The organism is Streptomyces sp. NPDC050509 (assembly GCF_044457965.1).
Lineage (GTDB): Bacteria > Actinomycetota > Actinomycetes > Streptomycetales > Streptomycetaceae > Streptomyces.
On record NZ_JBITHL010000007.1, the window covers coordinates 200,733 to 223,839 of the forward strand.

Annotated in this window: 20 protein-coding genes and 1 pseudogene; 5 read left to right on the forward strand and 16 right to left on the reverse strand. The window is 73.4% G+C overall.

Features of this window, described 5'->3' with window-relative positions; all coding sequences use genetic code 11:
- Positions 1-27 precede the first annotated feature (27 nt).
- The gene (locus tag ACIBJC_RS21290) at positions 28-603 is read right to left on the reverse strand and encodes a histidine phosphatase family protein (protein ID WP_399294700.1); all 576 of its coding nucleotides are present in this window, start codon (positions 601-603) and stop codon (positions 28-30) included.
- A 138-nt stretch (positions 604-741) separates the two neighbouring features.
- Positions 742-2,184 (reverse strand): PLP-dependent aminotransferase family protein, encoded by a 1,443-nt coding sequence (locus ACIBJC_RS21295; RefSeq protein WP_399294703.1) that lies wholly within the window; start codon positions 2,182-2,184, stop codon positions 742-744.
- Here ACIBJC_RS21295 and ACIBJC_RS21300 point away from each other — a divergent pair.
- Positions 2,183-3,163 (forward strand): DMT family transporter, encoded by a 981-nt coding sequence (locus tag ACIBJC_RS21300; protein ID WP_399294706.1) that lies wholly within the window; start codon positions 2,183-2,185, stop codon positions 3,161-3,163. The two genes, ACIBJC_RS21295 and ACIBJC_RS21300, sit on opposite strands and share 2 nt — an antisense overlap.
- Here the strand turns inward: ACIBJC_RS21300 and ACIBJC_RS21305 are convergent.
- Positions 3,146-4,444, reverse strand: a complete 1,299-nt coding sequence (locus tag ACIBJC_RS21305; RefSeq protein ID WP_399295163.1) for a glycoside hydrolase family 10 protein — start codon at positions 4,442-4,444, stop codon at positions 3,146-3,148. The two genes, ACIBJC_RS21300 and ACIBJC_RS21305, sit on opposite strands and share 18 nt — an antisense overlap.
- A 296-nt stretch (positions 4,445-4,740) precedes the next feature.
- Here ACIBJC_RS21305 and ACIBJC_RS21310 point away from each other — a divergent pair, with 296 nt between their 5' ends.
- Positions 4,741-5,601, forward strand: coding sequence for a 3-hydroxybutyryl-CoA dehydrogenase (locus tag ACIBJC_RS21310; RefSeq protein ID WP_399295165.1), 861 nt, complete (start codon positions 4,741-4,743; stop codon positions 5,599-5,601).
- Between the two features lie 154 nt (positions 5,602-5,755).
- Positions 5,756-6,013 carry a hypothetical protein gene (locus ACIBJC_RS21315; RefSeq protein WP_329824435.1) on the forward strand — a complete coding sequence of 86 codons (258 nt, stop codon included), beginning with the start codon at positions 5,756-5,758 and terminating at the stop codon, positions 6,011-6,013.
- A 42-nt stretch (positions 6,014-6,055) separates the two neighbouring features.
- On the opposite strand, the gene ACIBJC_RS21320 is transcribed toward ACIBJC_RS21315, so the two are convergent.
- The 10 genes and pseudogenes from ACIBJC_RS21320 to infC form a co-directional block, all read right to left on the reverse strand.
- Positions 6,056-6,589 carry an NUDIX hydrolase gene (locus tag ACIBJC_RS21320; protein WP_399294708.1) on the reverse strand — a complete coding sequence of 178 codons (534 nt, stop codon included), beginning with the start codon at positions 6,587-6,589 and terminating at the stop codon, positions 6,056-6,058.
- Positions 6,590-6,675: 86 nt separating this feature from the next.
- Positions 6,676-8,016, reverse strand: a complete 1,341-nt coding sequence (locus tag ACIBJC_RS21325; RefSeq protein WP_399294710.1) for a transcriptional regulator — start codon at positions 8,014-8,016, stop codon at positions 6,676-6,678.
- Positions 8,017-8,757: 741 nt separating this feature from the next.
- A pseudogene (locus ACIBJC_RS21330) lies at positions 8,758-9,690 on the reverse strand (PP2C family protein-serine/threonine phosphatase); the annotation flags it as partial.
- A gap of 399 nt (positions 9,691-10,089) precedes the next feature.
- Complete coding sequence (gene pheT, locus ACIBJC_RS21335; protein WP_399294712.1) at positions 10,090-12,618, reverse strand: phenylalanine--tRNA ligase subunit beta; 2,529 nt, start codon at positions 12,616-12,618, stop codon at positions 10,090-10,092.
- Positions 12,618-13,745, reverse strand: coding sequence for a phenylalanine--tRNA ligase subunit alpha (pheS, locus tag ACIBJC_RS21340; RefSeq protein ID WP_399294714.1), 1,128 nt, complete (start codon positions 13,743-13,745; stop codon positions 12,618-12,620). The genes pheT and pheS overlap by 1 nt, the downstream gene beginning before the upstream one ends.
- 150 nt (positions 13,746-13,895) lie before the next feature.
- On the reverse strand, positions 13,896-15,095 hold the full coding sequence (locus ACIBJC_RS21345; protein WP_399294716.1) for an ATP-binding protein: 1,200 nt from the start codon (positions 15,093-15,095) through the stop codon (positions 13,896-13,898).
- 83 nt (positions 15,096-15,178) lie between these two features.
- Positions 15,179-16,018 (reverse strand): TrmH family RNA methyltransferase, encoded by an 840-nt coding sequence (locus ACIBJC_RS21350; RefSeq protein ID WP_399294718.1) that lies wholly within the window; start codon positions 16,016-16,018, stop codon positions 15,179-15,181.
- 227 nt (positions 16,019-16,245) lie between these two features.
- Positions 16,246-16,632 carry a 50S ribosomal protein L20 gene (gene rplT / locus ACIBJC_RS21355; protein ID WP_041991468.1) on the reverse strand — a complete coding sequence of 129 codons (387 nt, stop codon included), beginning with the start codon at positions 16,630-16,632 and terminating at the stop codon, positions 16,246-16,248.
- Positions 16,633-16,734: 102 nt separating this feature from the next.
- Positions 16,735-16,929, reverse strand: coding sequence for a 50S ribosomal protein L35 (gene rpmI / locus ACIBJC_RS21360; RefSeq protein WP_019065473.1), 195 nt, complete (start codon positions 16,927-16,929; stop codon positions 16,735-16,737).
- Between the two features lie 130 nt (positions 16,930-17,059).
- A complete protein-coding gene (gene infC / locus ACIBJC_RS21365; protein WP_329824442.1) occupies positions 17,060-17,734 on the reverse strand; it encodes a translation initiation factor IF-3 in 675 nt (224 codons plus the stop codon).
- Between the two features lie 364 nt (positions 17,735-18,098).
- On the opposite strand from infC, the gene ACIBJC_RS21370 reads away from it, so the two are divergent.
- A complete protein-coding gene (locus ACIBJC_RS21370) occupies positions 18,099-18,479 on the forward strand; it encodes a DUF1844 domain-containing protein (RefSeq protein ID WP_329824443.1) in 381 nt (126 codons plus the stop codon).
- 8 nt (positions 18,480-18,487) lie between these two features.
- Here ACIBJC_RS21370 and ACIBJC_RS21375 read toward each other — a convergent pair whose 3' ends face one another.
- Positions 18,488-19,267 (reverse strand): SseB family protein, encoded by a 780-nt coding sequence (locus ACIBJC_RS21375; RefSeq protein ID WP_399294721.1) that lies wholly within the window; start codon positions 19,265-19,267, stop codon positions 18,488-18,490.
- 41 nt (positions 19,268-19,308) lie between these two features.
- Between ACIBJC_RS21375 and ACIBJC_RS21380 the strand changes: the two genes are divergently transcribed.
- Positions 19,309-20,025, forward strand: a complete 717-nt coding sequence (locus ACIBJC_RS21380) for a serine hydrolase (RefSeq protein WP_399294723.1) — start codon at positions 19,309-19,311, stop codon at positions 20,023-20,025.
- A gap of 48 nt (positions 20,026-20,073) precedes the next feature.
- Here ACIBJC_RS21380 and mycP read toward each other — a convergent pair whose 3' ends face one another.
- Entirely contained in the window at positions 20,074-21,282 is a 1,209-nt protein-coding gene (mycP, locus tag ACIBJC_RS21385) for a type VII secretion-associated serine protease mycosin (RefSeq protein ID WP_399294725.1), read from the reverse strand.
- 55 nt (positions 21,283-21,337) lie between these two features.
- The gene (locus ACIBJC_RS21390) at positions 21,338-23,056 is read right to left on the reverse strand and encodes a hypothetical protein (RefSeq protein ID WP_399294727.1); all 1,719 of its coding nucleotides are present in this window, start codon (positions 23,054-23,056) and stop codon (positions 21,338-21,340) included.
- Positions 23,057-23,107 lie beyond the last annotated feature (51 nt).

The window sequence follows — 23,107 nt, forward strand, 5'->3', positions numbered from 1 at the left end:
CCACCGGTCCGTACCCCGGCAGGCGGCTCAGGAGCCGGTGTCGAGCCGCAGGTTCCAGCGGCCCGGCGTGCCGGTCAGGGTGACCGTCGAGAGGGGGCGGACGTCCACGTACCAGTAGGTACGGGGCGGTGCGTTCAGCGCGTAGACCAGCGCCGCCCGTACGACGGCCGGTTCGGCGACCGCGACGATCGCCGCGACGTCCTCGGCCGGGCGGGTGTCCAGCCAGCCGCCTATCCGCGAGATGAAGGTGAGCAGCGGCTCGCCGCCGTGCGGGGCGCCGCGCGGGTCGGCGAGCCAGGCATCGACACCGGCCGGTTCGCGGGCCATCACCTCGGCGAGGGTGTAGCCGCGCCAGCGCCCCATGTCGCAGTCGCGCAGGGCCGGTTGGGCGAGCGGCGCGAAGCCGAGGGCGTCGCCGGTGGCGCGGCTGCGCGGGGTGGGTGAGCAGTAGCGGAGGTCGGCGGCGGCGAGCGGGATGAGGGTGTGGGCGACGCGCTGCATCTCGTGCCAGCCGGCCCGGTCGAGGGGGCGGTCGTCCTCGAAGCGCTCGTCGTGGAGGTCCGTGCTGCGCGCCGCGGCGACCAAGGTGACCCGAACACTCATGGCCGCGATCGTGGAGCGGAAAGCGGTACCGGTCAAGGGGTATCAGCCCGGCATCGGGAGAGGGTGCTCCCCCGTTCCCGCCCTGTCACACGCCTGTCACGCGCCGGTCGTCCACGGGTTCGCGCGCCCCCGGTGGGCTCAGGCGCGGCCGAGTGTCTCGTCGCAGGCGGTACGGAGCCGGCGTACCCCCTCGGTGATCTCGGCGGCGCCGGCCGGCGCCGCGAAGCTCAGCCGCAGGTGCGGGGCGGGCGGTTCGGCGCCGAAGTACGGGCGGCCCGGCGCGACCGCGACGCCCGCGCGCAGGGCCGCGGCGACGACAGCGGCCTCGTCGGCGCCGTCCGGGAGGCGGAGCCAGAGGTGGTAGCCGCCGGCCGGGACGTGCGCCAGGCCCAGTTCGGGCAGGGTGGTGCGCAGTGCGGCGGTCAGGGTGTCCCTGCGGGTCTTCAACTCGGTGGCCACGGTGCGGAGCAGCCGGGGCCAGGCGGCGGAGCCCACCAGCTCCAGGGCGGCTTCCTGGAGCGGGCGCGGTACGAAGAAGGTGTCCACGACATGGATGGCGCGCAGCCGTTCCAGGACGGGCCCCCGCGCCGCCAGGGCGCCGACGCGCAGGCTCGGCGAGGTCACCTTGGTGAGCGAGCAGGCATGGACGACGACGCCGTCGGGGTCGTCGGCGGCGAGCGGCGGGGGCAGCGGGCCCGCGTCCGCGTGCGCCATCCGGCGCGCGAAGTCGTCCTCGATCACGAAGGCCCCGGCCTCCCGGGCGATCCGCAGCACCTCGGGCCTGCGCTCCGGCGCGAGCACGGCGCCGGTCGGGTTCTGAAAGTGCGGCTGGCAGACGAAGACCTTGGCGCCGCTGGCCCGGAAGGCGGCGGCGAGCAGGTCGGTCCTCACCCCGTCCGGATCGACCGGTACGGGGACGGGGCGCAGCCCGGCGGCGCGGGCGATCGCCAGCATCCCGGGGTAGGTGGGCGACTCCACGAGGACGGGGGCGCCGGGCGGGGCGAGCGCGCGCAGCGCGGTGGTGAGCGCGCTCTGGCCGCCCGCCGTGACCAGGATCTCGGCGGCGGTGCTGGTCGGCGCGACGGCCCGGGCGAACCATTCGCGCAGTTCGGGCAGTCCGTCGACGGGCGGCCGGCCCCAGACGCCGGGGCGGCGGCCCGCGCGGGCGAGGGCGGCGGCCATCGCGGCCTCGGGCTGGAGCGTGGGGTGCAGATAGCCGCCGGTCAGCTCGATGACACCGGGCGGCGGCACGGCGAGGGTGATCAGGACGCCGGAGGCGTCGACGGCGCGCGGTACGCCGCCGGCCGGGGTGTCCGCGCTGAGGGTGACCTCCTGCCAGGAGGTGTCGCCGGTCCTGGCCGGAGCGGGGCGCTCGGGGGCGCGGAAGGCTCCGGCGCCGGGGCGGGTGACGACCAGGCCCTCGGCGGTGAGCCGGGCGAGGGCGCGGGAGACGGTCACAGGCGAGACCCGGTAGCGCTCGATCAGCTCTCGGCTCGACGGCAGCTTTCCGCCCGGTGAGTAGCGGTTCAGCTCCTGTTTCAGGGAATGTGCCAGCTCGGCCACGCTGCTACGCTCATGCATGACAGCAGAGAATAGCGCTACCCGACGTACCGCGATAGCGGTCGCCACCGGCTCCCCGCCGCGCACCGGCCCGCGCACCGTTCCGCGTACCGAGCGGGGCACCCTCCTCGCCGGGCTGGGCGTCGTCGCCTTCTCCCTCACCTTCCCGTCCACCGTGTGGGGCCTGGAGAGCTTCGGCCCCTGGTCCCTGGTGGCCGTCCGCAGCGTGCTCGCCGCGCTCCTCGCGGGCGGCTGTCTGCTGGCGCTGCGCGTCCCGGTCCCCGCGCGCCGCCACCGGGGCGGGCTCGCGGTGGTCGTCCTCGGGGTCGTGGCCGGGTTCCCCCTCCTCACGACGCTCGCGCTGGAGACCTCCACCACCTCGCACGCGGCCGTGGTGGTGGGGCTGCTGCCGCTCACCACGGCCGCCTTCTCGGTGGTCCGCAGGGGCAGCCGGCCCTCCCGTACGTTCTGGGTGGCGGCGGTCGCCGGGGCGGCCGTGGTGATCGCCTTCACGGTCCAGCAGAGCGGTGGCTCGCTGTCCACGGGCGATCTGTATCTCTTCGGCGCGCTGCTGGTGTGCGCGGCGGGCTACACGGAGGGCGGCAGGCTGGCCCGGGAGATGCCGGGCTGGCAGGTGATCGGCTGGGCGCTGATCGGCGCGCTGCCGCTCTCGCTGGCGGGCGGCGCGGTGGCGCTGTCGTACGAGCCGGTGCGGCTGACGGCGCACGGGGTGATCGGCGTGGTCTGGGTGGCGCTGGTCTCCACCTTCTTCGGGATGTACGTCTGGTACCGGGGCATGGCGGCGATCGGGATCGCGCGGGCCAGTCAGCTCCAGCTCGCGCAGCCGGTGCTGACACTTCTCTGGTCGGTGCTACTGCTCGGTGAACACCTCTCCCCCGCGGCGCCGGTGGCGGCCGTGGCGGTGCTGGTCTGCATCGCGGTGACGCAGCGCTCCGCCCGGCCGGCACCCGGCGCCGCGGCCTCACTTCATGAGCGCTGACCGCTTGCCGTAATGGTCCGTCACCACCCGCGTCATCGCACCGATCGGATCGGCGCCGACCTCCTTCGCGGAGAAGTAGCAGTGGCCCCGTACCCCCGCGAAGTCCTTCGCCAGCGTGAGATGGCGGGACAGCTCGGCGGGGTCCTGCCAGGCGGCGGGCTGGGCCGGGTCGCCCGCCTTGTACAGGGCCTCACCGATGTAGAGGTCGACGCCCGTCCCCCGTACGGTCGCGTCCCACCAGCGCACCAGCTTCGCGTAGTCGGCGGCGGCGTAGCCGATGTTCCAGTAGAGCTGCGGGACGATGTAGTCGATCCAGCCCTTGCGGACCCACCCCCGCGTGTCGGCGTGCAGATCGTCGTACGTCTGCACCCCCGCCCTGGTGTCGGAGCCGAGCCGGTCGGTGGCGGCGTTGCGCCAGACCCCGAAGGGGCTGATCCCGAAGCGCACGTTCTTCTTGGTCTTCTTGATCCGCTCGGCCGTCTCGCGCACCAGCCGGTCGGTGTTGTCGCGCCGCCAGGCCGCCTTGTCGGGGAAGTCCGCCCCGTACCGCTCGTAGGCCGCGTCGTCCTCGAAGACCTGTCCGGCCACCGGGTACGGATAGAAGTAGTCGTCCCAGTGCACGGCGTCGATGTCGTACCGCTCGACGGCGTCCATCATGGCGTCCTGGACGAACTTCCGGACCTCCGGCAGGCCCGGGTTGTAGTAGAGCTTCCCGCCGTACGGCAGGACCCAGCCGGGGTGGACCCGGGCGGGGTGCTTCGCGCTCAGCCGGGTGGGGTCGGTGTGGTTGGCGACGCGGTACGGGTTGAACCAGGCGTGCAGTTCGAGGCCGCGCGCGTGGGCCTCCCGTACCGCCGTGCCCAGCGGGTCCCAGCCGGGGTCCTTGCCCTGCGTGCCGGTCAGGTACTGCGACCAGGGCTCGTACGGCGAGGGCCACAGCGCGTCGGCCGTGGGCCTGACCTGGAAGACGACGGCGTTGAGTTTGCGGGCCGCCGCCGTGTCGAGGTGCTGGAGCAGTTCGGTCCGCTGGCGGTCGGCCGAGAGCCCGGGCTTCGAGGGCCAGTCGCGGTTGGCGACGCTTGCCACCCACATGCCGCGCAGCGCGGGGTGCGGGGCGTGGTGCCCGGCGGCTCCCTGCCCCGGCACGGCCACGGTGGCGAGAGCCGTGTCCCCCGCGGTCAGCAGGGAGGCAGCCACCCCGGCCGCGGCGGCCACGAACCCGCGCCGTCCGAGGGGCCCCGTACCCGGCCGCCGGTCCTGCCCTGTCAGGCCGTCCCTCATGCCGCCCCTCGTGCCCTCCCTCAGGGCGTCCTGTCCCGTCGTACCGTCGCCCGCCGTACCGTGTCCCGACTCGTCGTGTCCCATACGCCGTCCCTCGCCCTGTCGTCCTGTCGTACCCGGCCCTCGACCGCACCCCCACGGAGATGAGCGGTGCGGTCACCCGCCGAGCATGCCCGCCCCGGGCCGTCACGCGCATCCGCTGCCGGAGTAACGTCCTGTTCCCGGGGCAGGCGCCGGAATCACACGGGGGACCTGCACGGACACGGACCGGAGAAAGGCACGATGTGACCGACACCCTGACCGATATCGCCCGCGTCGGAGTGGTGGGCTGCGGCCAGATGGGCGCAGGCATCGCGGAGGTCGCCGCGCGCAGCGGCCTGGAGGTCATGGTCGCCGAGACCACCGGCGAGGCGCTGGAGATCGGCCGGACCCGGCTGCAGAACTCACTGGCGAAGGCCGCGGAACGCGGCAAGATCAGCGAGGAGGAGCGCGACGCGGCACTCGGCAGGCTGAGCTTCACCACGGATCTCGGGGAGTTCGCCGACCGCGATCTCGTCATCGAGGCCGTCGTCGAGAACGAGCAGGTCAAGACGGAGATCTTCCAGGTGCTCGACCAGGTGGTGACGCGTCCCGACGCGATCCTGGCCTCCAACACCTCCTCCATCCCGCTGGTCAAGCTGGCCGTCGCGACCTCGCGCCCCGACCAGGTGATCGGAATCCACTTCTTCAACCCGGCCCCCGTGCAGCAGCTCGTCGAGCTGATCCCCGCGCTGACGACCTCCGAGGAGACGATCCGGCGCGCCGAGGCCGTCGTCGAGGGCGTCCTGGGCAAGCACGCGATCCGCGCGCAGGACCGCTCGGGCTTCGTGGTGAACGCGCTGCTCATTCCGTATCTGCTCGCCGCGATCCGGATGTTCGAGTCGGGCATCGCGAGCCGCGAGGACATCGACAACGGGATGGAGATGGGCTGCGCCCATCCGATGGGCCCGCTGAAGCTCGCCGATCTGATCGGTCTGGACACCGTGGCGTCGGTCGCGGACTCGATGTACGCCGAGTACAAGGAGCCGTTGTACGCGGCGTCCCCGCTGCTCCAGCGGATGGTGGACGCGGGGCGGCTGGGCCGTAAGACGGGTGCGGGCTTCTACTCGTACACCTGATTCACACGGAGTGTGCGAAGGGTGCGCGCATATGACTCCCGTACACCCTGATGCCCGCCGCCCAGGGGGAGTTGACTCGATTCCGCTTAGCCAGTACCCGCCGTGGCTGGGCAACCGAATCGTGGAACCACTCTCCCGAACAGGAGCGGAAATCGTGACCACCGAATCCGACCATTCCGTGGTCGGCCAGGAGCGCGCGGAGTTACGTCGCAGCCTTGACGTCGGCCTTGCCAGGACCGAGGGCAGGATGGCACTTCTGGCCCACCGCAACGACCAGACCGACAAGGATGTGGCCGATCTGGCCGCGCGCGTGGCCGCTCTGGAACACTCCAGGTGGCCGCTGCCCGCCGTGGCGGCGCTCTGCTCACTCGGAGCACTCGCGGTGGCGGTCTGGCAGACCCTGGGGCGCTAAGCAGGCGCTAGCGGGTCCCTGGCCCCTGACTGGACCGGAACCTCACTGGCCCAGCCTCAAGTGGTGGAGCATCAGCAGCCCGGCCGTCATGTTGGCGGCCGGGATCTCGCCGCGGGCGATCATGTCCGGCACCAGCTTGAGCGGCACCCACTCCCGGCGCGAGGACTCGAAGTCGTCCTCCGGATGACCGATGTACGTCGCGTCCTCCGCCCAGTACATGTGGTGCCGCGCGTCGCTGAGCCCGTTGGAGGGCTCGACGGTCAGGAGATGCCGGAGAGGTCCCGGGCGCCAGCCGGTCTCCTCCTCCATCTCCCGCGCCGCCGCGGTCTCGATGTCCTCGCCGTCCTCGACGACTCCCGCCGCGAGTTCCCAGCCCCAGCTGTCCGTGATGAAGCGGTGCCTCCAGAGCATCAGCACCTCGTTGGCGGAGTTGACCACGGTCGCCACCGCGACCGGGCGGAGCCGGATGAGGAAGTGGTCCAGATGCCGGCCGTCGGGGAGTTTGACGTCGGCGAGATTGACCCGGAACCACCGATTCTCGTACACCGTCTGCTCGTTTAACTTCGTCCACTGCACGTTTCTGCCACCTTCCGACAAGTTGATGGCAATATCGCAGCAGCGCCGCCCGCCCCGGGGAAAGCGCGGGGGGCTCACCAGGGGGCTCACAGAGGAACGCGCAGCGCCCCTGCGATCAGTTCCGCGGTGTCCTCGGCTTCGGAAGAGCCGCTGGCCACAAGCTGTTCGCGTACCTGGCGCAAGCGGTCGCGCAGCCGCTGGGACTCCATTCCTCTGGCCCGCTCCGCCATTTCGGCCGCTGTTCTCGCGGCCCGGTCGGCCTCGCCCTGCCGCAGTTCGATATGGCTGAGCATCGCGAGCCGGTGGACCCGGCCGCGGTCGTGCGCCGGTGTGTCCACGGCCGCCGTCGCATGCACCCGCGCGGCGGCGAGCTCCCCCAGACTGAGGAGCGCCTCAGCCACCTGTACGTTGACCAGGCCCGGCTGGACGTAGCCCGTCTCGTCCGGTTCGTGCCCCGGACTGATGCGCTCCGCCTCGGACTCCGCCCGCCGGATGCAGCCGAGCGCCGCGCCCGCGTCACCCAGATGCGCGTACGACTTGGCCTGCATCGCGTAGAGATCGGCGGCGAGCGCGGGAGTGATCTGGCGCCCGGCGGTCCGCAGCGCCGCCTCCGCGAACGCCACCGCCTGGCGGTACTCCCCCATGAACAGCGACTGGTTGACGAGCAGCGCGATCACATACGCGCCGAGCCCCCGGTCGCCGCTGGCCTTGGCCAGCCGCAGCGCCTGGTGGAAGTAGCGCTGCGCCAGGCCGTGGGCGTCGGAGTCGTACGCGCAGATGCCGGCCACCGCGACCAGCCCGCCGGTGGCCCGGTGGAGCTGGCGCCCCAGGGCGTCGCTGTAACCGCCGCGCAGCAGCGGCGCGGTCTCGGCGTTGAGGAAGCGGACGATCCTGGCCCGGGTCGCGACACCGCCCGCCCGCCGGTACATCAGCTCGTAGTGCGCACGGGCGGACCGCAGCAGCTTGATGTCGGCGGGACCGACCTTCGTACCGCCAGCGCGGGACACGTCGGAGTCCTCCGGCGGGTTCTCCCACTCCCAGACGGGCATCACGGCGGGCGTTCCGGTGACGGCGGGGGCGCCCACTATGTGCGGGCGCTGCTGCTCGTCACTGCGCCACAGCGCGGCGGCGCGCTCCACGAAGCCGGAGAGCGGGGTGGCGTGCGGTGCGGGAGACTCCCCCGCCACGCCGAACCCGATGTCGTCCAGGGTGAGCGGTCTGCGCAGCCGGTCGCTGAGCACCGAGCAGATCAGGTCGGGCACCTGGCCACGTGGACGCTGGCCCTTCAGCCAGCGGGACACGGCGGTGTGTTCGTACCGCAGCGCGAGGCCCCTCGCGCGGCCCGCCTGGTTGACGCGGGCGGCGAGGCCGGCATGGGAGATGCCCGCCTCGTCGAGCAGGGAATCGAGCAGAGTGTTGGGCTGCATGTGCCCCTCCGGAGACTCGGCCGTTCCAGCCTAGACGAAATAAATCCGAACTCCCGCCTGCGGGAGGCCCCGAGAGGGACGGGTGACGCTCCTTCGGATGTGCTCGTCCGGACGGAACGGGAAACGCACGGGGTGTGAACGGAGTGCCCGGATTCGCACCGTGTGCGCTCTGCCGCCGGGCGGGCGGGGCGGGTTGACTGAGTGTCCTCATCAAGGAGGCGGCCGGGCCGTCGGCTCCCCCTCGTCAAGTGCGGCGGCCCGCAACCGTGTCGTCCGTCCCGCCGACCTGCCCGACACTCCACGGCGGGACGGACGACACGGACACCGCGCCGGTGGTTCCCTCACACCATGGGCGAGGTGCTCCCGCGGTGGGAGACGAGTCCGGTCGACGAGTCCGGTCACGGACGGCAGCGACTAGGGACGGGAAGGAGCCGGACGGGTACGGCGCAGCGCCGGGTCACCGGACTGCGTCGGCACCCGTGTGCGTTCCTCCAGTACGGCGCGACAGCCCGGCGGCGCCTGGCCGTTGACCGGTGGCGGCTCCTGCGGTGGGGGCGCGGTGTCAGGTCCGGGCAGCGGGTCCGGGGGGAGGAGACCGTCGGGCGCGCGCGGCCCGTCGGTGCCCCTTCGGTCCGGAGCGGCCAGCTCCACGCCGGTCCGGTCCGCCCCGCTCCGGTCGGCCCCGGAGTGGTCGGCGGGCCCCGACTGCCGTCCGGTCGTCGCGCACGGGGAGCCGTCCACGCGGTCGTTGCGCAGCACCAGCAGCGCCATGTCGTCGGTGATCCGCCCGCCGGTGTGCCGCAGCAGCGCCGCGTGCACCTGCCGTACCACCGCCGCGGGCGACAGCGTGGTGGACGAAGCCGCCTCCGCCAGCGCCTCCTTGAGGCCGAAGAAACGCCCCTTCGCGTCCCGCGCGTCCTCCGCGCCGTCGGTGTGCAGGAACAGCGCCTCGCCCGGCAGCAGCCGTCCGCACCGGTACGGGGTGAGTTCCGCCGGCAGCGGTACGGCTCCCAGTGGCGGCAACGGCTCCCCGCAGGCGAGCGGTTCCGCGCCGGCGCCGAGCCGGTAGGGCCAGGGATGGCCGCAGTTGAGCGCGCGGATCTCCGCGTCGGGGCCGATCTCCAGCAGCAGGACGGTGACGAACTCCTCCGCGGCGTCCGCCGCGTCCGCCGCCGCCATCCGGTGGGCGGCCCGGCACGCCTCGGCGACCTCGGCCGCGCTCGCGCTCGCCTCCTCCGTGGCGGCGGCCGCTTCCGCGAGCAGGGCCACCCGGAGCGCCGCCTCGCAGTCCGGCTCCCGCCGCGCCAGCTCCCGCAGATGGCGCTGGTGGGCCCGGTCGAGTCTGCGCAGGACACCGTCGAGCCCGCTCTCGTCGTGGGCGGCCTCGCGGAAGCTGCCGAGGACGGCGGCCACCGCCCCGATGGCGGGCAGCCCGTGGCCCCGAACGTCCCCGATGACCACGCGCACCCCGTGGGTGGTCGCCATCACCTCGTACAGGTCACCGCCCACGTCGGCGCCGCGCGAGGCGGAGAGCTGGCGGGCGTGGAGCGCGAGCCCGTCGAGCCGGGACGGCAGCGGGCGCAGCAGGACCTCCTGCGCGGCGCGCGCCACGGCGCGTACCTGGAGCAGTTCCCGGGCGGCGCGGCGCCGTACCCGCATGACGAGGTAGGCCATCACCAGGACGAAGGCCACGCAGGTCACGATGCGTGGCAGGAGCGTGTCGCGCTCCGAGGGCGGGCGTGTCAGCTCCCAGGTGATCACCAGCGCGAGCAGACCGCCGGGGATCGCGCACTCCACGAAACCCCAGGAGGCTGTCTCCTCCTCGGTCGTCTGCTTTTCTGCACTGGTCCGATTCATACGTCGGCCCCCCTCGGCCGTCCGGCCACTCAGCCGTTGGGCGTACGTCGACCGTCGCGGCCGGATCGATTGTGTCGATCACCGGCCGCCGATGGCGCGACCCGCCGAGGGTTCTCACTCAAATGAGTGAGGGGCGCGTCCGGAGACCCGGACGCGCCCCTCAGGGGCTTCACGATCTGTCGAACGAATGGCCGAAAGACCCTTCGCGACAGGCGGTTACGCTCCCCGCAGTACCGCCCCGGTCCGCTCGGCGGCGAGCGCGACGGCCGCGTCACGGGCCGCCGTGGCCTCCTCGACCGTCAGCGTGCGGTCGGTGGCGCGGAAGCGCAGGGCGTACGCGAGGGACTTGTTCCCCGCGCCGACCTGCTCGCCGGAGAAGACGTCGAACAGCCGCAGCGACTCCAGGAGCTCCCCCGCGCCCTCGTGCAGCGCCCGCTCCACGTCACCGGCGGGCACGTCGTCCGCGACGACCAGCGCCACGTCCTGGGTGGCCACCGGGTAGGCGGAGATGCGCGGCGCCCGGAGCGCGCCGGTGCCCGCGCGCTCCAGCAGGTCCAGCTCGATCTCCATGGCGCTGGTGCGCTCCGGCAGTCCGAGCGCCTTGACGACGCGCGGGTGCAGCTCACCGGCGTGGCCGACGAGCGTCTCCGTGCCGTCCACGGTCGCGAACAGCGCGGCGCAGCGGCCGGGGTGCCACGGCTCGTGGCGGTCGGCCCGTACGGCCAGCTCGACGCCGGCCTCCCGGGCGACGGTACGGGCCGCCTCGACGGCGTCCGCCCAGTTCGCCCGGGTGCCCTTGCCCCACCAGCCGGCCTGCTCGCGCGCGCCGGACAGGACGACCGCGACGTGGCGCGGCTGGCGCGGCAGCGCGGCGTCGAGGGAGGCGATCTCCTCGTCGGTGGGCCGCCGGTCGACGGGCAGCCGTACGGGTACGGTCTCCTCGCCGGTCGGCCGGAAGACCAGCCCGGTCTCGAAGAGCGCGAGGTCGTGCGAGCCCCGGCCGTCGTTGCGGCGCAGCGCGGTGAGGAGTCCGGGCAGCAGCGTGGTGCGCAGCGCGGGCTCCTCGTCGGAGAGCGGGTTGACGAGGGTGACCGTACGGCGCCGGTCGTCGTCGGCCGGGAGGCCGAACGCGTCGAGGACGGCCTCGCCGGTGAACGGGTAGTTCAGCGCCTCGACATAGCCGGCGCCGGCCAGGGCGCGGCCGACGCGGCGGTGCAGCCGCTGCCGCTCGGTGAGCCCGCGGCCGGACGGCGGGGTCGGCAGCGTGGAGGGCAGGTTCTCGTACCCCTCCAGGCGGATGACCTCCTCGGCGAGGTCGTTGGGCTCGCCGAGGTCGGGGCGCCAGGACGGGACGGTGACGATCAGCTCGTCCTGCCCGTACACGTCGCAGCCGACCTGCTGGAGGCGTCGTACGACGGTCTCCCGGCCGTAGCCGACACCCGCGACGCGGTCGGGGTGGTCGGCGGGCATGGTGATGGTGTGCGGCGCGGAGGGCGCGACGACCTCGGTGACGCCGGCCTCGGCGGAGCCGCCCGCGAGGAGGACCAGCAGGTCGACGGTGCGCTGCGCGGCGGCGGCGGTGGCCTCCGGGTCGACGCCGCGCTCGAAGCGCTTGGACGCCTCGGAGGGCAGCTTGTGGCGGCGCGCGGTACGGGCGATGGTGATCGCGTCGAAGTGCGCGGCCTCGATGACGACCTCGGTCGTGCCGTGCACGGCGCCGGTCTCGGCGTCGGTGACGACATCGGCGATCTCGGTGTGGGCGCCGCCCATCACACCCGCGAGACCGATCGGCCCGCGGTCGTCGGTGATGACCAGGTCCTGGGCGTCCAGGACGCGCTGCACCCCGTCGAGCGTGGTGATCTTCTCGCCGGCCTCGGCACGGCGCACGCCGATCGGGCCTTCGAGACGGGTCCGGTCGTAGGCGTGCAGCGGCTGGCCCAGCTCCAGCATCACGTAGTTGGTGATGTCGACCGCGAGCGAGATCGGCCGCATCCCGGCCTTCTGGAGGCGGCGGCTGAGCCAGATCGGGGACCGGGCCTCGGGGTCGAGGCCGGTGACCGTACGCGCGGTGAAGCGGTCGCAGCCCATCGGGTCGGCGATCTTCACGGGGTGGCCGTACGCGTTCGGCGCGGGGACGTCGAGCAGCGCCGGGTCGCGCAGCGGCAGGCCGTACGCGGTGGCGGTCTCGCGGGCGACGCCGCGCAGCGAGAGGCAGTAACCGCGGTCGGGGGTGACCGCGATGTCCAGGACCTCGTCCACCAGCTCCAGGAGCGCGATGGCGTCGGTGCCCGGCTCGTACTCCGGCGGCAGCACGATGATGCCGCCCGAGCCGTCATCGCCCATGCCCAGCTCGTCGCCGGAGCAGATCATGCCGTGCGAGGTCCTGCCGTACGTCTTGCGCGCGGCGATCGCGAAGTCGCCCGGGAGGACGGCGCCGGGCAGCACGACCACGACCTTGTCGCCGACGGCGAAGTTACGGGCGCCGCAGACGATCTCCTGCGGTTCGCCGGTGCCGTTGGCGGTGCCGACGTCGACGGTGCAGAAGCGGATGGGCTTCTTGAAGCCCTCCAGCTCCTCGATGGTGAGGACCTTGCCGACGACGAGGGGGCCCTTGAGGCCGCCGCCGAGCTGCTCGACGGTCTCGACCTCCAGACCGGCGGAGACGAGCCGGGCCTGTACGTCACGGCCGGTCTCCGTCGCCGGCAGGTCGACGTACTCCCGCAGCCAGGAAAGCGGGACGCGCATCAGATCTCCATCCCGAACGGCCGGGTGAACCGGACGTCGCCCTCGACCATGTCTCGCATGTCTTCGACGTTGTGGCGGAACATCAGCATCCGTTCGATACCGAACCCGAAGGCGAATCCGCTGTACTTCTTGGGGTCGACGCCGCAGGCGGTGAGCACCTTGGGGTTGACCATGCCGCAGCCGCCCAGCTCGATCCAGCCCTCGCTGCCGCAGGTGCGGCAGGGCCGGTCGGGGTCGCCGACGGAGGCGCCGCGGCAGACGTAGCAGACCATGTCCATCTCGGCGGACGGCTCGGTGAACGGGAAGAAGTTCGGGCGGAGCCGGGTCTTCATGTCCGGGCCGAAGAGCGCCTGCACCATGTGGTCCAGGGTGCCCTTGAGGTCGGCCATGGTCAGGCCCTCGTCGACGGCGAGCAGCTCGATCTGGTGGAAGACCGGGGTGTGCGTGGCGTCCAGCTCGTCGGTGCGGTAGACCCGCCCGGGGCAGACGATGTAGACGGGCGGTTCGCGGTCGATCAGGGCGCGGGCCTGGACCGGCGAGGTGTGCGTACGGAGCACCACACCGGACTCGTCCCCCGTGGTGCCCTCGGGACCGGCGACGAAGAAGGTGTCCTGCATCTGGCGCGCGGGGTGGTCGGGCACGAAGTTGAGGGCGTCGAAGTTGAACCACTCGGCCTCGGCCTCGGGCCCCTCGGCGACCTCGTACCCCATGGCCACGAAGACGTCGGCGACCCGCTCCATGAAGGTGGTGAGCGGGTGGCGGGCGCCGGCCGGGGTGCGGTCGTACGGCAGTGTGACGTCCACCGCCTCCTCGACCAGCACCCGGGCGTCGCGCTCGGCCTCCAGCTCGGTCCCCCGGGCGGCGAGGGCCCGGCCGACGGCGGCGCGGGCCTGGCCCACGCGCTTGCCCGCCTCGGCCTTGGCCTGCGGCGGCAGCGCGCCGATCTCCCGGTTGGCGAGGGAGAGCGGCGAGGTGGACCCGGTGTGCGCGGTCTTCGCGTGGGCGAGCGCGTCGAGGTCACCGGCGGCGGCGAAGGCGGCGAGCGCCTCGTCCCGCAGGCGCTCGATCTGCTCCGGTTTCAGTGCCTCGACCTCGACCGGGTCGTACGACTTGTTGGGTGCGGACATCTCTTCCCGTACTTCCGATTGGCTTGGCGAAACGACCCTGCTCGACAACTGAGGGCGTGAAGGTGCCAAAAGCCGAGTCTAAAGGGTCGTACGAAGGTGAATGGGCCCGCGGGCGGTCCGGCCGGGGTCTCCGGTGCGGTCGGGAGACCGTCAGGAGAGGTAGGCCGGAGCGCCGACGGGCAGGATAAATCGGAACTGCGCGCCGCCGCCGGGGCCGCGGCCGACGCTGATCGTGCCGCCGTGCGCCTCGACGATGCCCTTGACGATGTAGAGGCCCAGTCCCGTCCCGCCGCGTTTGCTGCCCCGCCAGAAGCGGGTGAAGACGCGCTGCATCGACTCCTCGGGGATGCCGGGTCCTTCGTCGCACACGGTGACGGCCGTTCCCTTCTCGCTCTCCGCCGCGTGTTCGATCCGCGCGGGCGCCACCTCGATGGTGACGGTTCCCTCTCCGTGGCGCACCGCGTTTTCCAGCAGGTTGCCGAGCACCTGGTCGATCTTGTCCGGATCCGCCCACAGATCGGGCAGCGGCTGTTCTATCCGTACGAGAAAGCGGTCCGGCGACTGTCCGGAGGCGGTGTGCGACTGGACGTGCCGGCCGACGGCCGCACCGATGTCGACGGGCTGGCGGCGCACCTCCAGGCGGCCCGAGTCGATCCGGGAGATGTCGAGCAGTTCGGCGATCAGCCGGGTGACCCGGTTCGCGTCGGCGTCGACGGTCTCCAGCATCAGCCGCTTCTGGTCGTCGGTGAACCGCTCCCACTTGGCGAGCAGGGTCGCCGTGAACCCCTTGACGGAGGTCAGCGGCGAGCGCAGCTCGTGGGCGACGGTGGCGATCAGCTCGGCATGGCTCAGCTCCGTACGGCGGCGGGCCTCCGTGCCCCGGACACAGATCACCAGCTTGCGGACGGGCCCGGTGGGGTACGCGCGGACGTAGCGGGCGGAGACCAGGACCTCCCGGCCGCCGGGCAGCAGCAGGTTCCGCTCCGGCTGTCCCGTCCGGGTGGCGAGACCGCCGTACGGGTCGGTCAGCGCCCACCAGCGGCGGCCCTTGAGGTCCTCCAGCGGCAGCGCCCGGTCCACGGGGCGGCCGAGGGCGGCGGAGCGGTCGACGGCGGTGATCCGCGCGGCGGCGGCGTTGAAGCAGACGACGCGGCCGGTCTCGTCCGCGACGATCAGCCCGTCGGGGAGGTCGTCGGGGTCCAGCCCCGCTCCGGCCGGGATGCCGGCGTGGCCGTCCGCCGGATCACCGGGGTCCGCCGCGGGCACGCCGCCCGGTTCTCCGGCGCCGGCGCCGAACGCGGCCGGTAAGGCTCCCTGGACCCCTGCGGGTCGGCTCGCCCCGACGGTCATCCCCGCACCCCACCTCTTCCGGGTAGCTCAGTGGGTCCCCGAGCACGCAACACTACTAGCTGACCGTGACCGGGCGGACCCCCTCAGCGCATACCGCGGACGCGCTGGGCACGCGCTGAGGCATAGAGACATACGGCCGCGGCGGTCGCGAGGTTCAAGCTCTCGGCCTTTCCGTGGATCGGCACCCGCACGACGGCGTCCGCGAGCGCGCGGGTCTCGGCCGGCAGCCCCCACGCCTCGTTGCCGAAGACCCAGGCGGTGGGCCCGGCCATGGTGCCCGCGTCCAGCTCGTCGTCGAGGTCGTCCTCGCCCGCCCCGTCGGCGGCCAGGATGCGCACCCCGGCGCCCTGGAGGCCGCGTACCGCCTGCTCCACGGGGACGCCGACGACGACCGGCAGATGGAAGAGCGAGCCGGCCGACGCGCGGACGGACTTGGGGTTGTACAGGTCGACGGAGGCGTCGGTGAGGACGACGGCGTCGGCCCCCGCGGCGTCCGCGCAGCGCAGCACCGTACCGGCGTTGCCGGGGTCGCGGACATGGGCCAGGACGGCGACGAGCCGGGGGCCCGCCGCGAGGACGTCCGCGAACGGCGTGTCCAGGAAGCGGCAGACGCCGAGCAGCCCCTGCGGGGTGACGGTCTGGGAGACCTCGGCGAGGACGGTGTCGGGGGCGAAGTGCACGCGGGCGCCGGTGGCGCGGGCGGCGTCGACGATGTCGGCGTACCGCTCGGCGGCCTCGGCGGTGGTGAACAGCTCGACGAGCGTGGACTCCCCGCCGGCCCCGCGGTGGGCCACCGCCTCACGTACGGCCTGCGGCCCCTCGGCGATGAACCGGCGCTCCTTGCCGCGGAAGGCGCGCTTGGCGAGCCTGCGCGCGGCCGTGACACGGGGGGAACGCGGGGAGATCAGCTCGGGGGTGCCCATGGGCGGCGGCTCGCTTCTCGTCTGGCGGTACGGGAGTACGGGCGGTCTCGTCCGGCGGTACGGGAGTACGGCGGGGCGTACGGGAGTACGGCGGTACGGGGGTGCGTGCGGCCCCGTACGGCGCGGCGGGGTGCGCGGGAGAGGTCCGGGAACACGCCGGACCCGCAGGCGGTGTGCCTGCGGGTCCGGCGGGAAGGGCGCGGGCTTGTGGAGAAGCCGCTCGGCTCTTAGGCCGCGGCCTTCGGGGCGTTGACGTCGCTGGGGAGCGCCTTCTGGGCGACCTCGACCAGCGCGGCGAACGCGTTGGTGTCGTTGACGGCCAGCTCGGCGAGGATCTTGCGGTCCACCTCGACGTTGGCGGCCTTCAGACCCTGGATGAAGCGGTTGTAGGTGATGCCGTTGGCGCGGGCAGCGGCGTTGATCCGCTGGATCCAGAGCTGACGGAAGTCGCCCTTGCGCTTCTTGCGGTCGTTGTAGTTGTAGACGAGGGAGTGGGTGACCTGCTCCTTCGCCTTCCGGTACAGGCGCGAACGCTGGCCGCGGTAACCGCTGGCCGCTTCGAGGATTGCCCGGCGCTTCTTGTGGGCGTTGACTGCCCGCTTGACGCGTGCCACGTGTTGACTCCTTGTAGCGGGGCCGTGGTTGGACTCACACGGCCCGGAAACGAATAGGTCCCGGTCCTGTTGCCGCGCCCCCGGTCACCGGGGGCGGCGACATCACTTGCCGAGAAGCTTCTTGATCTTCTTGGCGTCGCCCGGGGCCATCTCGGCGTTGCCGGTCAGCCGACGCGTCACCCTTGACGACTTGTGCTCGAGCAGGTGGCGCTTGCCGGCCCGCTCGCGCAGCACCTTGCCGGAGCCGGTGATCTTGAAGCGCTTGCTGGCACCGCTGTGCGACTTGTTCTTCGGCATAGCGCCGTTCTCTCCTCGTCAGTGGCGCTCCCAGCCGGTCCGGGATTCTGGACCGGCGCGCGGGAGCGTCAGATCTCTGGTGTGTGGTTCCGAGCGGAGCCGGGGGCCGCCTGGGTGGCGCCCCCACGGATCACACCTCGGAAGATGCCTCGACGGGGGTCTCGGCCGGAGCCTCGACACTCTCGTCGGCCGACTCCTCGGGCGTGTGGCCCTGGCGCTCCGCCTTGCGGGCCGCCTGCGCCTCACGGGCCTCGGCCATGGCCTCGGTCTTCTTCTTGTGCGGACCAAGAACCATGATCATGTTCCGGCCGTCCTGCTTCGGATTCGACTCGATGAAGCCGAGCTCCTCGACGTCGGAAGCCAGTCGCTGGAGCAGTCGGAAGCCCAGTTCCGGACGGGACTGCTCACGACCACGGAACATGATCGTGATCTTGACCTTGTCACCCTGCTTGAGGAACCGGACGACGTGACCCTTCTTGGTGTCATAGTCGTGCGGGTCGATCTTCGGCCGGAGCTTCATCTCCTTGATGACCGTGTGCGCCTGGTTCTTGCGCGCCTCACGGGCCTTCATGGCCGACTCGTACTTGAACTTCCCGTAGTCCATGAGCTTGCACACGGGCGGACGGGCGTTCGCCGCGACCTCGACCAGGTCCAGGTCGTACTCCTGTGCGAGCTCCAGGGCCTTGGCGAGCGGGACAATGCCCACCTGCTCGCCACTGGGACCGACAAGTCGCACTTCGGGAACGCGAATCCGGTCGTTGATGCGGGGCTCGGCGCTGATGGATCCTCCTCGGTAGCACCACACGACTGTCTGGCAGACAGCCGCGTAACGTCTGTTTCAGACCAACCGCGGCGGCACAGCAAAAATGCCCCGGACGGCACACAGGCAGGAGCTCCTCGAATACCGGAGCACCGCCGCGTACGTACCACGGGGCGCATCGGGCGGTTCCATCGTCCGTACGGAACGATGGGCACCACCTGACCGGTGACCCGCCGCCCTCAAGGGGCAGCCAGGTGGGAGATCGGAGCCTCCACTTGTGGGCCGAGCACACAGGTGTCCGGCCGGTCGTTACACAAGGTTAGCACCCCCCGGGGCCTCCCGCTAACCCTGTGTCTCCCCGCCGCTCCTGCATACGGCGCAGTCCCGGCGTGGGCCTATCGTGTGGGGCATGAGCGACGCGACCTCCCCCCAGTCCACCCCGGCGGCCCCGGAATCACCCGGCTACGACGCCATGGCCCGCGACATCGCGGAAGTCCCCGCCGTCGAGGTGATCGTCACGGTCGCGGTGAACCTGATGAGCGCGGCGGCCGTGAAGCTCGGTCTGACCGAGGAGGGCGACGAGCACAAGGACCTGGACGAGGCCCGCAAGCTGGTCCACGCGCTGGCCGGGCTGATGGACGCGAGCACGACGGAGATCAGCTCGTTCCACGCGGCGCCGCTGCGCGACGGGCTGAAGTCGCTCCAGCTCGCCTTCCGCGAGGCGTCGGTCGTACCGGACGAGCCGGGCCAGGGCCCGGGCGAGAAGTACACGGGCCCGGTCTACGGCTGACCAAACCTCTAGGCGCGTACGTACAGGGGCTCGCCCGGTGGGGTCGCCTCGGCCGGCAGCACCGCCAGGTCGAGGCCCCGCACCAGGCGGGCCCTCAGTACGTCGGCGTCCGCGAGGGCCCGCGCGACCCTGCGGGCCGCCTCCGCCGGGGACGTGGCCGGGTCCAGCAGGAGGGCGAGGGTGCCGTCCGCGCTGCCGGGGCCGAGATACGCCCGTACCACCGCGGGCTCAGCGGCCACGGCGGCCCGTACCGCCGCGGTCACGGCGGGGTCGTCGAGCGGGCCGGTGCCCGTACGGCCCTCGGCGAGGGCCAGCAGGGCGGGCCCGGTGATCTCGTACGGGACGGGTCCCGCCAGGTCGAGCACGACCGTGTCGGCCCGCTCGTGCGCGGCGGCCTGGAGCGCCTGGTGCAGCGGTACGGCGACGGGCCTGGCCCCGGGGTCCCAGCGGGCCAGCGCCGCCACGGAGGTGAAGGCGGGCAGGGCGCGCCGGTCACCGGCCAGGAGGGTCGGCACGGCCATGTCGCTGGTCTTCTCGCGGCGCAGGCCGCCCGCCCGTCGCCCACCACCACCGTTGTCCGACGCTGCGCGACCCCCCTCAGCGTCCTCCTCGACCTCCCCCAGGACGGCCACGACGGGCACCAGCAGCCGTGAGGTCCGCAGCGCCGCCAGCACGGGGCCGTGCGCCGCGCGGTCCTCGGCCCAGGCGGCGAGGGCCGCCGTCAGCGCGGGATCGGCGGTGCCGTCGTCGTCGGAGAAGCCGGGGTCAGGGATGTTCTTGAGCGCCACGGGACGAGCCTAGAGCCTGTGCGCGGACGTACGGTCCTCGGGTGGATCTCTCGGTCGCGGTGTACGACATGGCGGGTGGGCGCGAGGCCGCGTACGGCGCGGACCGTACGTATGTGACCGCCAGTGTGGTGAAGGTCGCGGTGCTGGCCGCCCTGCTGCTGCGGGCGCGCGACGCGGGCCGGTGGCCGTCCCCCGGCGAGGAGCGACTCGCGGAGGCCATGATCGAGCACAGTGACAACGAGGCTGCGACAGCGCTGCGGGCGGCGGCCGGAGGCGTGGAGGCGCTGGACGCGGCGCACGCGCGGCTCGGCCTGACCCGGACGGTGGCGGCCCCGGCGTGGGGGCTGACGCGGACCACGGCGGGCGATCAGCTCACCCTGCTGAAGGCGGTCTTCGACGCGGACGCCCGGCCGGACGCGCCGCTGGACCTACGGTCACGCCGCTATCTGGCGGGGCTGATGGGGCGGGTGGTGCCGGGGCAGGACTGGGGCGTGTCGGCGGCGCGCGGCGCCGGGGCCCGGACCGGTCCTGCGGATGCGGAGGGTCCGGGCCGCTGTGGGGACGGCGTGGCTCTGAAGAACGGTTGGCTGCCCAGAACGGAGAGCGGCCTGTGGGTCGTCCACTCCGTGGGGCGGGTGGACGGCTGCCTGTTGGCGGTCCTGTCCGACGGCCACGCTTCCAAGGAGGAGGGCATCGCCCGGGTCGAGGAGGCCGCCGTCGACGCGGTGCGCCGGATCACGCGGCTCCGGCGCGGCTGAGGCGGGCCCCGTACGCGCGGGTCCTGAGGCGGGCCGCGTACGCGGGTCTCAGCGCCAGCGTCCGATGCCGATACGCCGGCCCGATCCCCGCCAGAGCAGCACGGCGCCCGCCAGCAGTACGGCGCCGGCGGCACCGGCGGCCGGGGCCAGCCAGACGGCGGGGTCCACGTTCTCGCGGGCGACGTCGGGGCCGCTGCCGAAGTAGTGCTTGCCGAACCCCGCGGACTGGCTCTTGAGGTCGGTACGGGACAGTTTCGCGCCCGCCTCGATCGCGGCGGCCGGGTCGACGAAGCCGTACCCCCGGGCGTCGTCGCGACCGCTCGACGGGGCGTCGCGCGCGGTGTCGGCGAGGAGCTTCTTGATCTGGGCGGGGGTGAGGTCGGGGTAGGCGGAGCGGACGAGGGCGACGGCGCCGGAGACGAACGCGGCGGCGGCGCTGGTGCCCCAGCCCTCGTAGTAGCGCCGGTCGGGGTCGGCGATGACGACATCGACGCCGGGGGCGCTGACCGTGGCGTACCAGCGCCGGGTGGAGAAGGCCGCGTGCGTGCCGTACTCGTCGACGGCGGTCACGGCGATCACCCCGGGGTAGGCCGCGGGGTACGAGATGTGGTCGCCCTTCTCGCCGCCGTTGCCCGCCGAGGCGACGACGACCGCGCCCCGGGACAGGGCGTACTGGACGGCCGCGTCCTCGGCCGGTTCGGGGTGGGCGGACTCGCTGTCGTCGCCGAGGGAGAGGTTGATGACGTCGGCGCCCTGGTCGGCGGCCCAGCGGATGCCTTCGGCGAGGGCGCCGCCCTTGGAGGCGCGCGCCTTCGCGCGGGCCGGGTCGCTGCCCTCCAGGATGACCCGTACGGGAAGGATCTTCGACTCGGGCGCGATGCCGAGGACCCCGTCGGTGCGGCCGGAGCCGTGGCCGTGACCGGCGATGATGCCGGCCATGGCCGTACCGTGCCGGGCCCAGGAGCGGTCGCCGCTGCGTGCGCCGAAGCCGATCAGGTCCTTGCCGGGCAGTACCTGCCCGGAGAGGTCCGGGTGGGTGCCGTCCACGCCGGTGTCCAGGACCGCGACGGTGACGCCGGTGCCCTGCGAGTGGCGCCACGCCTGTTCGGTGTGCATCGCGTCGAGCGCCCACTGCTGGGCCCGGATCGCGTCGGCGTGCGCCGGGGTCGCGGGGAGCAGCAGGACGGACGCGGCGGTGAGGACGGCGGCGATCCGATGGCGGCGCGCGCGCCTCGTCGCGGCGGTCTTCGACGTCATGGGTTCCAGGTCCTCCGCGTTCTCGTGGGCACCGGTGATCCGCGTCCCGTAGGGGTCAACGGGGTGCCGCCGTGCCGGCGCCGACTGCGGTGCGCAGTCCGCGTTCTGTACGGTCCGCGATGCCTTTCGCCTCATGTCCGAGACCGGCCTGTGCGGCCGGGGTCGTGGCGCCGTTGACCATGGCCTGGTCGGCGGGCTGGGGGGAGGCGACCGGGCGCCCGTCGGCGAAGCCGGAGACGGCGAACACGACGACGGGTACCTCGGTGAGGACGTTCACCGTCCAACTCGCGCGCTGCGCGTCACCGAACGTCGCGGCGACGGTGCCCTCGACCGGGAACGTACGGGGCATCAGATCGGTGCGTTCGGTGAGGTCGTCGACCCGGAAGCGGGTGCGCAGGGCCGCCATGGCGTTCGCGTCGCCCTGGGTGAAGACCAGCCCGACGGTGGTGACGCTGCTGGAGGTCGCGTCGGCGTAGGTGGCGCGCACGACCCGTGAGCAGCCCAGGGGGCGCAGCACACGCTCCAGCAGGGGGTCGAGCGCGCCGGCGCAGCCGCTGTCGGGCGCGACGCCGATCCGGGTCCACCGCCGGTCGGCGGCGCCGGGTCCCGCGCCGTCGCCCTTGAGGGTGCGCGGGAAGAGCGTGTCCACGGGGACGCTGTGCCAGAGGCCGCGTGCGACGGCGAAGTCGTCCCGGGCGGCCGGTTCCGCGGCCGAGTCCCCGGTCAGCCAGCTCCCGGTGACGGCGCCTCCGATGAGGCCGACCCCGAGGACCACGCAGGCCACGGCGGCGGCCGCCCTGGCCGGGCGCCGTACGGGAACGGGGCGCAGCCGCGCGGTGCTCTCCGCGGGCGTCCCTGCGGGTCCGGCGGCCCACGGGAACACCGTCGGCGCGGCCGGGGCGGACGGCATCGCCGGAGGGCGGGCCGGTCGCGGCGGTACGGCCGGGGGCGTGGCCGGGACGGGCGGCGCGTAGGGGGCGCGCGAGCCGGAGATCAGGAACGGGGTGGGGAACGGGCTGTTCGAGGCGGCGGGGCGCGGGAGGCCGGTCGGCGGGACGGGGGTGGTCCGGGGCGCGGTGCCGCTCGCCGTCGGGAGGCCGGGGCCGGCCGGAGGCATGGCGGGGGGCGCCGGGAAGGGCGGGGCGGCGGGCGGCGGGGGCGCCTGGACCGAGGCGGTTGGGCGCCGCTCGTCGGCGCGCTCGGCGGCCCGCGGGGGTTCGGCGGGGCGCGGGACCGTGGGGGCCTGAGCGGGGCGCGGGACGGTGGGCGTCTCGGCCACCGGGGCAGCCGCCGGGTCCGGCGCGGGGGCCGACGCGGGCTTCGGTTCGGGCTTGGGTGCGGGGGCCGGTGCCACGGCCGGAGGCAGCGGCCGGGCGGGCTCCGGTACGGGGGCCTCGGTACGGGGCGGGGGCGGCGGGGCGGCGGTGCCGCGCTCGCGGCTGAAGTACCCGCCGCCCGAAGGACTGGGACCGTACGGCACGAACCCGCCGGCGGTGAACCGTACGTCGCCGTACGGCAGGACCGGGGACGGTGCGCCGGACCGTGCCCCGCCCGCGGACGGGTTCGCGGCAGCGGGCGCGGCGGAGGCAGCGGGCGCGGGGGCCTGGATCGGGGCCTGGGCGGACGACGGAGCGGCAGCGGCTGCGGCAGCATCCGTGGACGGCGCCTGCCGGCCTTCCGGAGTGTCCTGGCCGTGGCCGGCCGACTGGGCGGGTACGCGTGGAGGTGCCGTGGGGCGGGGAGGGATGGGAGCCCGTGGTGCCTCCGTGCTCATCCGACCCCCTGTGACACCCATGCAGACCTGAACCGCCCCACACCGCTACCG